At 60.5% G+C, this 12,543-nt stretch carries 12 protein-coding genes; all 12 read right to left on the reverse strand.

Features of this window, described 5'->3' with window-relative positions; all coding sequences use genetic code 11:
* Positions 1 to 17: 17 nt before the first annotated feature.
* The 12 genes from glmM to ybgC all read right to left on the reverse strand — a co-directional run bounded on the left by glmM (position 18) and on the right by ybgC (position 12,435).
* Positions 18 to 1,370 (reverse strand): phosphoglucosamine mutase, encoded by a 1,353-nt coding sequence (glmM, locus tag RHSP_RS12560; RefSeq protein ID WP_037151568.1) that lies wholly within the window; start codon positions 1,368 to 1,370, stop codon positions 18 to 20.
* A gap of 284 nt (positions 1,371 to 1,654) precedes the next feature.
* Entirely contained in the window at positions 1,655 to 1,858 is a 204-nt protein-coding gene (locus RHSP_RS35580; RefSeq protein ID WP_240535422.1) for a GDCCVxC domain-containing (seleno)protein, read from the reverse strand.
* Between the two features lie 205 nt (positions 1,859 to 2,063).
* The gene (ftsH, locus tag RHSP_RS12570; protein ID WP_004117289.1) at positions 2,064 to 4,007 is read right to left on the reverse strand and encodes an ATP-dependent zinc metalloprotease FtsH; all 1,944 of its coding nucleotides are present in this window, start codon (positions 4,005 to 4,007) and stop codon (positions 2,064 to 2,066) included.
* Between the two features lie 116 nt (positions 4,008 to 4,123).
* Positions 4,124 to 5,455, reverse strand: coding sequence for a tRNA lysidine(34) synthetase TilS (tilS, locus tag RHSP_RS12575; protein ID WP_004117290.1), 1,332 nt, complete (start codon positions 5,453 to 5,455; stop codon positions 4,124 to 4,126).
* A gap of 5 nt (positions 5,456 to 5,460) precedes the next feature.
* Positions 5,461 to 6,471, reverse strand: a complete 1,011-nt coding sequence (gene ybgF / locus RHSP_RS12580; RefSeq protein WP_037151573.1) for a tol-pal system protein YbgF — start codon at positions 6,469 to 6,471, stop codon at positions 5,461 to 5,463.
* A 158-nt stretch (positions 6,472 to 6,629) separates the two neighbouring features.
* Complete coding sequence (gene pal / locus RHSP_RS12585; RefSeq protein WP_004117292.1) at positions 6,630 to 7,163, reverse strand: peptidoglycan-associated lipoprotein Pal; 534 nt, start codon at positions 7,161 to 7,163, stop codon at positions 6,630 to 6,632.
* 152 nt (positions 7,164 to 7,315) lie between these two features.
* Positions 7,316 to 8,620 (reverse strand): Tol-Pal system beta propeller repeat protein TolB, encoded by a 1,305-nt coding sequence (tolB, locus tag RHSP_RS12590; protein ID WP_037151933.1) that lies wholly within the window; start codon positions 8,618 to 8,620, stop codon positions 7,316 to 7,318.
* Between the two features lie 20 nt (positions 8,621 to 8,640).
* Entirely contained in the window at positions 8,641 to 9,024 is a 384-nt protein-coding gene (locus RHSP_RS12595) for a hypothetical protein (protein WP_004117300.1), read from the reverse strand.
* Between the two features lie 56 nt (positions 9,025 to 9,080).
* On the reverse strand, positions 9,081 to 10,346 hold the full coding sequence (locus RHSP_RS12600) for a hypothetical protein (RefSeq protein ID WP_037151576.1): 1,266 nt from the start codon (positions 10,344 to 10,346) through the stop codon (positions 9,081 to 9,083).
* 9 nt (positions 10,347 to 10,355) lie between these two features.
* Complete coding sequence (gene tolR / locus RHSP_RS12605) at positions 10,356 to 10,814, reverse strand: protein TolR (protein WP_037151579.1); 459 nt, start codon at positions 10,812 to 10,814, stop codon at positions 10,356 to 10,358.
* A gap of 27 nt (positions 10,815 to 10,841) precedes the next feature.
* Positions 10,842 to 11,564 (reverse strand): protein TolQ, encoded by a 723-nt coding sequence (gene tolQ, locus RHSP_RS12610; RefSeq protein WP_037151581.1) that lies wholly within the window; start codon positions 11,562 to 11,564, stop codon positions 10,842 to 10,844.
* A 415-nt stretch (positions 11,565 to 11,979) separates the two neighbouring features.
* The gene (ybgC, locus tag RHSP_RS12615; protein WP_037151940.1) at positions 11,980 to 12,435 is read right to left on the reverse strand and encodes a tol-pal system-associated acyl-CoA thioesterase; all 456 of its coding nucleotides are present in this window, start codon (positions 12,433 to 12,435) and stop codon (positions 11,980 to 11,982) included.
* Between the last annotated feature and the right edge of the window lie 108 nt (positions 12,436 to 12,543).

The following is a 12,543-nucleotide window of genomic DNA, read 5'->3' on the forward strand; positions in this document are numbered from 1 at the left end:
GATGTCCGATCTGCCGCTCAGGCGGCCGTGCGCACGCTCGAGATGACGTCGATCAGCCCGCCGACGATACGTTCGATCTGGCTGCGATCGTCGCCCTCCGCCATAACGCGGATCAACGGCTCGGTGCCGGACGGGCGGATCACCAGGCGGCCATTGCGGGCAAGTTCGCTTTCGGCATCGGCAATCGCTTTGCGCACCTGACTGTCTTCCAGCGGCCTGCCACCGGAAATACGCACGTTGCGCAGCAATTGCGGCACCGGCTCGAAACGGCGGCAAACTTCGCTGACCGGCTTGCCGGTGCGCTTCACCGCGGCAAGGATCTGCAGGGCGGCGACGAGGCCGTCGCCCGTCGTCCCATAATCGGAAAGTACGATATGGCCGGATTGCTCGCCGCCGACATTGAAATTGTTCTGGCGCATGTGCTCGACGACATAGCGGTCGCCGACGGCCGTGCGGGCGAGCGACAGGCCGCGCTCGTCCAGGAAGCGTTCCAGACCAAGGTTGGACATGACGGTCGCCACGATGCCATTGCCACGCAACAGCTGGCTCTCGGCCCAGCTTTCGGCGATAACGGCCATCAGTTGATCGCCATCGATGATCGTGCCGGCTTCGTCGACGATGATGACGCGATCGGCATCGCCATCCAGCGCGATGCCGATATCGGCACGCACTTCATCCACCTTCTTCTGCAACGCTACCGGGCTGGTGGAGCCGCAGTTCAGATTGATATTCGTGCCGTTCGGCTCGTTACCGATCGTCACGACCTCGGCACCAAGCTCCCAAAGGGCGGCCGGGGCAACCTTGTAGGCAGCACCATTGGCGCAGTCGATGGCGATGCGCAGCCCTTGCAGCGTGACGTCGCGCGGCAGCGTACGCTTGACGTGTTCGATATAGCGGTCATGGACGCCGTCGACACGCTTTGCACGGCCAATATTCTCGGCCTTGGCAAGATGCTCCGAAATATCTCTATCGAGCATGTCCTCGATCTTCATTTCAAGATCGTCGGACAGCTTGTAGCCATCGGGGCCGAAAAGCTTGATGCCGTTGTCTTCGTACGGATTGTGAGAGGCGGAAATCATGACACCGATATCGGCGCGCAGCGAACGCGTCAGCATCGCGACGGCAGGCGTCGGAATAGGCCCGAGAACGAAGGCATCAACGCCGGCGGCCGTGAAGCCCGCGACCATCGCGTTCTCCAGCATGTAACCGGAAAGGCGCGTGTCCTTGCCGATGACCACTCGGTGACGGTGACTGCCTCGCTGGAAGATCGTGCCTGCAGCGATACCCACGCGCATGGCAAGATCCGGCGTCATCGGATAGGTATTGGATTGACCGCGAATTCCGTCGGTTCCGAAATAGCGACGTTTCATATGCACTCCCGTGATTGCAGCGTCCCTCTGTGGGACTGCGGCATCCCGTTCACCTCCACTGAATTCCGTGGGCGGCGCGAACATCGATGCTTGAGGCTCATGCCATAGATCGCAAAACTCGGCACGTAAATTACCAAGAAAGCGTATTACAACGCGTTACCATTAATAAGCACTAAAAAAGGCTGATCCCCAATGAAACGGAACCAGCCTCCTAGTCTATCGGCGTAAATGCAGTGGCCGTTGGTATGGCAGCGGTTGAAAACGTATACTACCCTCGCACATCCTTAACGGCGTTGCCCTTCCTGCATCTGGACCGGCGGGCAAGGAACGGTTCCGTATGAACAGAACACGCAACAGTCGCCGGGCTTCGGCCGAAGGATGGCACCGCAGCCCTTGCAATCATAGAAATGCTGGCAGGCATCGGTCGGCATGATTTCGGTCGCCGCAAAGCGGCAGATCGGGCAGGTAATGGTTGAGCTGAGGATCACAGATGCGTCACGCACAGAGATATCCGATCTTCAGTAAGGTAGTGTCGGCTTACCGAGTGCAGCACTCGGGTTATTATCGATGGTCGGGCTACCATCGACTGCAACCTCGGCTTCCCTTCGTTACTCTCACTCATCAAAAAGAGGCCAGATCCCTATTCAAAGGAGAACTGGCCTCTTCGTTTGCATAATCAATCGGCTCCGTGCGTCAGCGTGGCTGAGGTTCAAAACCGCCTTCAGCTTCATCGCCCTTGGTGCCGAGCGTGCCATCCTTCTTCGCGCCGGTCTTCGGCACTGCCGAACCGCGGCTCGGCGGCGTGTCGTCGCCGAGATCGCGCGCCGGCTTTTCACCGCGGATCAGCGCCTTGATCTCTTCGCCGGTCAGCGTCTCATATTCGAGGAGGCCTTCGGCAATCGCCACGAAGCCATCATGCTGTTCCGTGAGGATGTCTCTGGCCTGCTTGTAAGCGTGGTCGATCAGGCGGCGCACTTCGTTGTCGATCTTCTGCGCAGTCGCTTCCGAAACATTCTTCGACTGCGAGACGGAATGACCGAGGAACACTTCCTGCTGGTTCTCGCCATAGGCGACCTGTCCGAGCTCGTCGGAGAAGCCCCACTGGGTCACCATCGCGCGGGCAAGCTTGGTCGCCTGCTCGATGTCGGAGGATGCGCCGGAGGTGATGTTTTCCTTGCCGAAGGTCAGCTCTTCGGCGACGCGGCCGCCCATCATGATGCAGAGGCGCGACACCATCCACTTGTAGCTCATCGAGTAGCGATCGCCCTCGGGGAGCTGCATGACCATGCCGAGCGCACGACCGCGCGGAATGATGGTCGCCTTGTGCAGCGGATCAGCGAGATCGACATAGAGCGCCGTGATCGCATGGCCAGCCTCGTGGTAGGCGGTGAGCTTCTTTTCCGCTTCGGTCATCGCCGAAGAACGGCGCTCGGCGCCCATCATGATCTTGTCCTTGGCGTCTTCGAATTCCTGCATCGTCACCAGGCGCTTGTTGCGGCGGGCAGCCATGAGGGCAGCTTCGTTGACAAGGTTCATCAGATCTGCACCTGAGAAACCGGGTGTGCCGCGAGCGAGCGTCTTCAGATCGACATTCGGAGCGAGCGGAACGTTGCGGGCATGGACCTTGAGGATGCGCTCGCGGCCGACGATATCCGGGTTCGGCACCACGACCTGGCGGTCGAAACGGCCCGGACGCAGCAGCGCAGGGTCGAGAACGTCGGGACGGTTGGTGGCCGCGATCAGGATGATGCCTTCATTGGCCTCGAAACCGTCCATTTCGACCAGCAACTGGTTCAGCGTCTGTTCGCGCTCGTCGTTACCGCCGCCGAGACCGGCGCCACGATGGCGACCGACGGCATCGATTTCGTCGATGAAGATGATGCAAGGCGCATTCTTCTTGGCCTGCTCGAACATGTCGCGGACGCGGCTTGCGCCGACGCCGACGAACATTTCAACGAAGTCGGAACCGGAAATGGTGAAGAACGGCACGTTAGCTTCGCCGGCGATGGCGCGCGCCAGAAGCGTCTTACCCGTACCGGGAGGTCCCACAAGCAGAACGCCGCGCGGGATGCGACCGCCGAGACGCTGGAACTTCTGCGGATCGCGCAGGAATTCAACGATTTCCTCCAGATCCTGTTTGGCTTCGTCGACACCTGCGACGTCCTCGAACGTGACGCGGCCATGCGCTTCCGTCAGAAGCTTGGCCTTGGACTTGCCGAAGCCCATCGCACCGCGCGAGCCGCCCTGCATCTGCCGCATGAAGAACAGCCAGACACCGAGGATCAGTAGCATCGGCAGCAGCGTGCCGAGATAGCTCAGGAAGCTCGACGAACCATCCGATTCGGGACGGCCGACAATGTTGACGTTCTTGTTCTGCAGGCGTTCAAGCAAGCTGTCATCCACGACCGGAGCATAGGTCTGGAAGGGTGTTCCATTTTCCACATAGCTGCCGACGACGCGATTGCCGGTGACGGTAACGTCACGGACGCGTCCGGAATCAACTTCCCGAAGGAACTGCGAATAAGGTATTTCCCTGGAGCCTGTTTGTGCCGGCGCGTTCTGAAACATACTGAACAGAGCAATCAACAGCAGAGCTATGATTGCCCACAGAGCGAAATTACGAAAATTAGGGTTCATCGAACTCCCCAGCACTGAAACTTCCGGCGCAAAGCGACGGCATTACTTGATCTCTAACATAGGGTTGCGCCAAGCCGTTGCCAAGGCAAACCGCGTCGGCGCATGCCTTTTTCCGTCTATATGACCGAAAGCGGCAGCCGCCTATAGGCTTGACGGCCAAAAGCGATCGAAAGCCGATCCGCAAAGATGAGGTCGAATCGTGTCAAAAAGCGGTCGAAGGGTGCAAGATAGGGTACGACCGCCACAGTTGGCGCCACGCCGGCCTCCTCCGGTACAATCAGAGGCAGGGCAGCCCGAGCCCGCCGCACTGCCGCCCGCGGCAAATTCGGCGGAAAAATCAGTGCACTATCCGCACCGGCCGCTTGGACGCAGATCGTTGACCGGCCCCGATTGGTCACCTCAAAACGGCGATCCCAAATGCCGCCGGCACCTGGCGCCAGAGCCAGCGGCTTGATGTTGCGGCTTTCCCGCATGAGGCAAAGCGTCTCACGGCGCAGGTCGAAGACCACTCCGCCTGCGGTGCGGCGTCCCGGCAGCCCTTTGTTCACGAAATCGAGAATGCGTTCCATCTGCTGGCGGCCAGGCCCATAGGCGTCCCCACCGAAGGCGGCCGTAAGATAAGAGAGGGCATAGGCGAAAACCTCAGCATCGGCGGATAGGCCAGCCCGGTCGATGACGCAGAGCGCATCGGCATGAATGGTCACATGCTCGTCCAGCCACAACGCCGCCTTGCCGGAAAGCAGGGCGCGATTCGCACCGCCATCTGCGGGAGGAGCAGCAATCGGGTCCTCCGCCAGGCGCATGCGTGTCCGCACGCGTTCGTAGCGGATATCCTCATTGCTGGGGTCGTCGAGCCAGGAGACGCCATGCCTTTCGAGATAAGCCCGAATATCCATGCGCCGGCAGGCCAGAAACGGCCTGACGATCCAGATGCGGCGATCGAACAGCATTGCATCGGCGATGCCTGTGCGGGTTTCATCGCCGCCCCCGCTTCGACGCTGCGCGCGCATGACGATCGTTTCGCGCTGATCGTCGGCCGTGTGGGCGGTGACGATCAGATCGGCCGAAATTTCGCAGGCGAGATCGGCGAGCAGTTCGTAGCGCGCCTCGCGGGCAGCCGCCATGATGCCGCTCTTCGGCTTTTCGCCTTCCCAGCGACGGATGAAATGAGGAATGCCGCGCACGGCGCAGACTGCGGCGACCTCTCGCGCCTCGTCGGCGCCAGCAGCGCGCAAACCATGATCGATGGTCGCGGCGGAAAGGGTAATATCGGGATGGGGAAAGGATTTCAGTTGCTCGGCCAGCGCGATCAGCAGCCCGGTGGAATCGCTGCCGCCGGAAATGGCGACCAGAATATGAGCAGGCTTTGCAAGCGAATGGAGAAACTCGGCTGCGGCGACTTCGGGCGCGAGGGCTGTGGCTGCCCCGGTCACAGCGACGTCAGACATGGCAATCAGCAGGCAAGCCGCTTCTGCTCGCTTGCGACCTTGCTGGTAACGGCCTTGGAGGCCTTCGGATAGCGCTTACCCACTTCGCGAAGCGTGGCGCAGGCGGTGTCCTTATTGTCGAGCGCGGCAAGCGACATGCCGAGCTTCAGAAGCATTTCAGGGGCCTTTTCCGACGTGCTGTACTTCTGATGTGCATTCAGAAAGGTCTTGGCCGCTTCATTATACTTGCCCTGAGAATAGAGCGCTTCGCCGAGCCAGAAATTCGCATCCGCGGACCGCGAGCTGCTTGGGTAGCTGTCGATATACTGGCGGAACTCTCGTTCGGCGACACCATAATCGCCGGACAGGACGTGGCCGTAAGCGGCCTTGTATTGATCGTTTTCGTTGCCGAGCGAGGCCGTCTGCGTCCCCGAGCCTGCGCTCGGCGGCGCGCCGGAACCGTTATCGGTCCCGGTATTCGAACTGCCGACTTGGCCGCCGTTCTGATCGAACTGGATCGAGCCGAGCTGGGACGGCGGCTTGCCGGTGCCGGCACCCCGCGGGGAAGCCGTATTGCCGTTCTGAGAGTCGCTTATGACGTTGGCAACGTCATCCTGCTTGCCGCCGGTGCCCTGAGCCGGCACATCGGCCTCGCTCTTCTTCATCGCGCCGCCGGCCGGCGCACTGCCGCCACGCTTCTCGATCTGCTGGAAGCGGAACTCGTTGTCTTCCTGCGCCTTGCGGATCTGTTCCTGCATTTGCAGCAACTGATAGCTCATTTCCTCGACGCGGCCGTTCAACTGGCGCAGCTGGTCCTCGAGCCGCTGCAGGCGAACCTCGGCATCGCTGCTCTGAACTTTGACGACCGGAGCGCCGCCATACTGGGCTTGTCTCTGATACGCGCTGTTGGGCGCCGACTGCGCGGAGGTGTCGCGGCCTCCCAGGTGGATTCCAAACAGCGACATGGCAGAGGCATCGCGCTCACTACCTGCAAAAGCAGCGAGACAAAGCATGCTCGCCACAACAAGTTTTTTCATATGGATCGTCCTGTCTCATTGATTCTTCGGGCCAGGGGCTCGAACAGGAGATTTTTACAATTGCTCTCAAAAAGCAACGGAGTTCGGCCAAAGTGTGGTCAAAAAAACAAAGGCGACCCTGAGGCCGCCTTTATCATCTGGACTGGCCGTTTGACCGATCAGGAACCGGCGCCGTTCAGCACGGTGACGGCGCGGCGGTTCTGCGACCAGCAGGAAATATCGTCGCAGGTGGCGACCGGACGTTCCTTGCCGTAGGAAATCGTCTTCATGCGCTTGGCCGGAACGCCGCGCGAAGCGAGGTAATCGCGGGTGGCAGCCGCACGACGGGCACCGAGCGCCAGGTTGTATTCGCGCGTGCCGCGTTCGTCTGCATGGCCTTCGACGGTGATTGCATAGTTCGGATAGCGAGCCAGCCACTGGGCCTGGCGATCGAGCGTCTGCGCAGCATCGGTACGGATCGAGGTGCTGTCGGTGTCGAAGAAGATGCGGTCACCAACATTGACCGTGAAGTCCTGCGGCGAACCCGGAGCAGCATTGCCGGCACCATTCAGGCCAAGACCGTTGGCATCGTTCGGCAGACCCTTCTTGGAGGCGCAGCCGGCCAGAGAAAGGCCAACGAAAAGCGCGATCATGATCGGGTTGCGGGCGAGGTTCTGCATATGGCCAACGGCCGGGGTAGCGATGCGGCTCATGGCCGGTCTCTCCTTAAGTCTCTATCAGGGTTGCCAGACTGTAACCGGGTTCGGTTAATCCAATTCCAACGACTATGGTTAATGATGTCCTAAAATTGTCCGGAAAAGGTCCAGTCACAGGACTTTGCGGCGATAAAGTGGCAGTCCCTTCACTACTCGAGAAGCGGCGACCATGCCGGGTCGGAAGCAAAGCCCGGCGTCGGGATTTTCTGCTCGTTATATCCGGTCAGGTCGATGGAGAAGAGCTGCGGGCCACCGGAGCCGGCCGGCTGGCGGAAGAACATGATGACGCGGCCGTTCGGAGCCCAGGTCGGACCTTCGTTGTGGAAGCCGGTCGTCAGCAGGCGCTCGCCGGAACCATCCGTCTTCATCACGCCGATGGAGAAACTGCCACCGGACTGCTTGGTGAAGGCGATGAGATCGCCGCGCGGCGACCAGACCGGCGTGGAATAGGAGCCGTCGCCGAAAGAGACGCGGCGCTGGTTGGAACCATCCGCATTCATCACATAGATCTGCGGCTTGCCGCCACGGTCGCTTTCAAAGGCGATCTGCCGGCCGTCAGGCGAGTAGGACGGCGAAGTATCGATCGCACCCGTCGAGGTCAGACGCGTGGTCGTGCGCGAGCGCAGGTCCATCGTGTAGATATTGGCGTTGCCTTCCTGCTGAAGGCTCATGATCACACGCTGGCCATCCGGCGAGAAGCGCGGCGAGAAGGTCATGCCGGGGAAGTTGCCGACCAGCTCGCGCTGACCCGTCTGCAGCTGCAGCAGATAAACGCGCGGCTGCTGATTGGCGAAGGACATGTAGGTCACTTCCTGCCGGTTCGGCGAGAAGCGCGGCGTCAGCACGAGGTCGCTGCCGTCGGTCAGCATGCGCACATTGGCACCGTCCTGATCCATGATGCCGAGCTGCGTCTTGCGGGCCGTCTTCGGGCCGCTTTCAGCAACGAAGACGACGCGGGTATCGAAGTAGCCCTTCTCGCCGGTGATCTTCTGATAGATCGCATCAGCAATGATATGGGCGACACGGCGCCAGTTATCGGGCTGGGCATAAAACTGCTGGCCGACCATCTGGCTGTTGCCGAACGTATCCCACAGGCGGAATTCGGCGCGAAGACGGCCGCCTTCCTGCGTCACGCGGCCGGTGACCAGCGCCTGCGCGTTGATCGCTGTCCAATCCGGGAAGCGCGGCGTCGAATCCGGATTGCTGATCTTCTCGATGAAGGCCTGCTTGTTGATCGGTGCGAACAGGCCGGAACGCTGGAGGTCGGCGGCGATCACGCTCGAGATCTGCGGGCCGAGGCTGTCATTCGACAGAAGATCGGTGATCGCGATCGGCATGGGCTGAACATTGCCCTTGTTGATGTTGAGCTCGACCACGGCATAGGCCGGAGTGGCGAGGGCTGCCGTCAAGCCTGCCAGCACCAGCAGGAGACGAACGAGGGAGTTTCTGATCATATGTGCCAAGCCTTTCAGCATTAAAGCGCCATGTCGCCGGGTTCGAAGTTCAGGATGACTTCGACCGAACGAGTTTCATTATCGAATTGAGTCTGCGGCAGATCCTTGAAAGGTGCCGCCCGAAGGACGGCGCGAACTGCACTTGCCGCAACAGCAGTCTGCGTCTCTTTGGGGCCGCCCTTTGCGGTGACTTCAGGCTCTCCCGAAATCCGTCCGCCGCGATCAAGTCTGATGCGAATCCGAACGTGAACATTCTTCACGCCAGCCAGACCCGGAGTGAGGTTCCAGTACTTAGCGACTTTCTCGCGAACACTTTCCGCAGCCGCGCGCTCAAGAGGGTGCACGCCTGTTGCGTTCACGGGCCGCGCTGACAAGAAACCGGCCAGCGTAATCCCAAAGGCCATAAGCAAACTCAGGCCGAAGCGGGAACAGTGTTTCGTCGAAAGCTGTACTCCCCGCATCACAACCCAAGGTCCCTAGGATCGAAGTTGAGCACCAATTCGTTCCAGCCATCTGCGCCGTCATACTTGTCCGGTGGCAACAGCCCTCCGCCGTTTACTTCCTTCTGCAAATCGGTTCGGCTTTTCAGCACCGCACGCTCAGCCGCGCCCCTTAGGGCTTCCTGTGTCGTGGCCGGCCCGCCGCTGACGGCGACCTCCGGTGCACCAACAATCTGACCTGACTTGTCAAGACGAACATGAACTTTGATCTTTACATCGCTCGCCCCTTCCATGCCGGGGACGACATTCCAGTTCTTGGCGATCAGATCGCGCAAACCGTCCTTTTGGCTCTGGCTGAGCTTGCCGCCGCCGAGCGATTTCATGCCGCCGCGCGAGGCGACCTGCGTATCAGCGCCGGCGGAGGCCTGCTGGGACGAGCGCTTCGCACCGCCCTTCGACGATGTGTTGTTCAGCATCGCCGAGATTTGATCCTCATTGAAATCGCTCGGAGTCGACTTGGCTCCTTTGGCGGACTCGCGCTTCTTATCTGCGTCTTTTTTACCATCATCAGCGGACTTTTCCTTGCTGATGCTCTGAGTCGCGGTCTTGTCCGTCGGCTTAGCGGCGGCCACTTTGGGCTCCGGCTTCGTCTGGGGCGTGGTCTCTGGCTTTGGCTCAACAACTTTCGGCGGCGTCGGCTGCGGCTTTATGTCCGGTACGGGAACATTGTTCGGCAGCTGGATCTCGGCCTGCTGCGTCGGCTGTTCGGTCGGCGGCGGTGTCGGTGTCGGCGTCGCATCGGCCTTCGGTGTCGGCGGCGTCGGATCAGCCTTCGGCGTCGGAGTGGGCGTCACATCCGGCTTCTGCTGCGGGATGGCCGCCACTTCTTTCGGCGCAGCCTCTGTTTCCTGCTGCTCGATTGTCTTGGCGTCGTTCGGCCGCGGATCGTCCTGCGGAACGGGCGCATCCACCTTCTTCGGCGCCAGGGCCGCTGTGTCGCTCTCCGGTCGTTGAGTCGGCACGACCGGGTTCTTGATATCGACTTTGTTCTCGCCGACATTCTGAGCGTTGGCGACCTGGTCCTGCTTCGTGGTCTGCTTGCGCGAGACGTGATCCGTCACCGGCGCCTTCTTCTCACCCTGCTGGAGCTGGTCTGCCGTGACGATATCGACATCCATCGCCGTGCTTTCCGGCGTCTCCAGAGGCGCCGGCGCGCTCAGCGTCACCATGGCGCCGATCAGCACCAGGATGTGAAAAACCGCAGATGTGGCAAGACTGCGCTTCATGGCGATCCGTCAGTGATCCGTTATCTGCTGCGTGACCAGACCGATATTCTTGTAACCGGCCTCCTGGATGCGCGACATGACGTCGGCGATCACGCCATAGGGCGCCTTGCCGTCACCGCGCACGAAAATGCGCTCGTTGTAGCCAGTGGTCGCGATCGCCTTCAGCTTGGCGGCGATCTCGGTCACGTTGATCTGCGTTTCCTGCAGGAAGACCTGACCGTCGGACTTGATCGAAATGGTGATGGGCTGGGTCTGGGCGTTGAGCGCGCCTGCCTGCGTCTGCGGCAGGTCGATCGGCACGCCCGACGTCATCATCGGCGCCGCGACCATGAAGATGATCAGCAGAACGAGCATGACGTCGACCAGCGGCGTCACGTTGATATCGGCGATCGGGCCGCCTCGGCCTCCGCCACGACGACCGCCCCGGCGGCCGCCGCCACCGCCCTTGCCTCCAACAGACATTGCCATGTGAGCTACTCCGGTTCCGTCCGCTGTTTACTGCGCCGCCTGACGCGGCTGCAGCTTCTCGTCGATCTGGCGCGAAAGAATGGCGGAGAATTCGTCCGCAAAACCTTCCATACGCGCCGAAAGCTTGCCGGCATCGCCAGAGAATTTGTTGTAGGCGATAACGGCGGGAATAGCCGCGACCAGACCGATGGCGGTCGCCAGCAGCGCTTCGGCGATACCCGGCGCGACGACCGCAAGGTTGGTCGACTTCGAACCGGCGATGGCCTGGAACGAGGTCATGATACCGACGACCGTACCGAACAGACCGATGAACGGACCGGCGGAGCCGATGGTCGCGAGCGATGCTAGGCGGGCGGTCAGATGTTCCGACTCACGCGCCAGAGTGACGTCCATGGCGCGATCGATACGCATCTGCAGACCGATCGGCGAACGAGCGCCGCGCTCGAACGACTTCTTCCATTCCCGCATCGCCGAGACGAAAATGGCGCTGAGGCCCGTATTGTTGCGCTCCGAAAGCGTGCGGTAAAGTTCTTCGAGCGACTGGCCGGACCAGAAGACCTGCTCGAATTGATCGAATTGCCGGCGTGCCCGCGCATAGCTCAAATACTTGTCTATGACGATCGCCCAAGTCCATACGGACGCGGCCAAAAGGCCGATCATGACGAGCTTGACCACCAGGCCCGCCTGCATGAAGAGCGACCAGAGCGTGATGTCCGGTGTGGTGGCCGCTGCCAATGCTACTTGTTCCATTGATCCAAAATCCCCGAATCCAAACGCCCGGCGCTAGACCGGGCGGCTAAAAGTGATCTCACAAGAAATGTTTGGCAGCCGCCGCTGAACGCCCTGGTCAAGCCTTCCAAGCTTACAACTGCCTTCTTGCCGTCAAATTTGGTCAAAGGAAGGCGTGCACCGCACAAACTCCGACATAAGCAGTAAGACACTATTATGGTTAAAAGAATGTTAGCGTCAAAACATGAAGGATTTAACGGCGGCGAAGGCTATTCTTGTTCCCGGAAAGAATTGACCGGACGAAGCAGGCGGCAGACGCGGCACATCTTGCACGGCAAATTCCTTCTCATAAAACTCAAGTTTTTGCAAGCATCCGCAAGCTCAGCATTGCGCCGCTCCCGTCCGTCGCTTGCCGCTGAGCCGGCGGGATTGCATGCTAGCCGGCGGTTTCCGAAGCGGCCAGCATCTGCGCAGCCAGCTTCTCGGGTAACCGTCGCGGCCGCCCCTTGGCGTTGATCACGGCGATGATGACTTTGGCGGCGATCAGCAAAGTATCGTCACGACGTATTTCCTGGGAAAGCACCATCTTGGCGCCGCCGGCCTTTTCGGTGACTGTGCTGATCGTCAACACATCATCCATGCGCGCCGGCCCCTTGAAGTCGATCTCCATGCGATGGACGACAAAAACCAGCCCTTCCTCATCAGCGTTCAGGAGCTCGCGCTGTTCCACGCCGAGGCAGCGCAGATAGTCCGTACGCCCTCGTTCGAGGAAATGCAGGTAGCGCGCGTGATAGACGAGCCCAGAAAAATCCGTATCTTCGTAATAGACTCGCTGCACCAGCCGGTGGCTTCCGGCTTCCAGTTCCCCAGCTATCAGAAAGGGGCTGTTCATCGTTGCCGCATCTCCTTGAATGTCCGGCACCTCTTTGGCCGAACTTCTGCCATCAAGCAAGCTTTGAACAATTGTCATAGACTCCGACTATCCGGAATGATGCCGGAT

This window comes from Rhizobium freirei PRF 81, assembly GCF_000359745.1.
GTDB lineage: Bacteria > Pseudomonadota > Alphaproteobacteria > Rhizobiales > Rhizobiaceae > Rhizobium > Rhizobium freirei.

Coding starts and splice junctions, on each gene's coding strand:
- ybgF (WP_037151573.1), bottom strand. CDS start 6,471: ATGAAAAAACTTGTTGTGGCGAGCATGCTTTGTCTCGCTGCTTTTGCA.
- tolQ (WP_037151581.1), bottom strand. CDS start 11,564: ATGGAACAAGTAGCATTGGCAGCGGCCACCACACCGGACATCACGCTC.
- tolR (WP_037151579.1), bottom strand. CDS start 10,814: ATGGCAATGTCTGTTGGAGGCAAGGGCGGTGGCGGCGGCCGCCGGGGC.
- ftsH (WP_004117289.1), bottom strand. CDS start 4,007: ATGAACCCTAATTTTCGTAATTTCGCTCTGTGGGCAATCATAGCTCTG.
- tilS (WP_004117290.1), bottom strand. CDS start 5,455: ATGTCTGACGTCGCTGTGACCGGGGCAGCCACAGCCCTCGCGCCCGAA.
- RHSP_RS12595 (WP_004117300.1), bottom strand. CDS start 9,024: ATGGCCTTTGGGATTACGCTGGCCGGTTTCTTGTCAGCGCGGCCCGTG.
- tolB (WP_037151933.1), bottom strand. CDS start 8,620: ATGATCAGAAACTCCCTCGTTCGTCTCCTGCTGGTGCTGGCAGGCTTG.
- RHSP_RS12600 (WP_037151576.1), bottom strand. CDS start 10,346: ATGAAGCGCAGTCTTGCCACATCTGCGGTTTTTCACATCCTGGTGCTG.
- glmM (WP_037151568.1), bottom strand. CDS start 1,370: ATGAAACGTCGCTATTTCGGAACCGACGGAATTCGCGGTCAATCCAAT.
- ybgC (WP_037151940.1), bottom strand. CDS start 12,435: ATGAACAGCCCCTTTCTGATAGCTGGGGAACTGGAAGCCGGAAGCCAC.
- pal (WP_004117292.1), bottom strand. CDS start 7,163: ATGAGCCGCATCGCTACCCCGGCCGTTGGCCATATGCAGAACCTCGCC.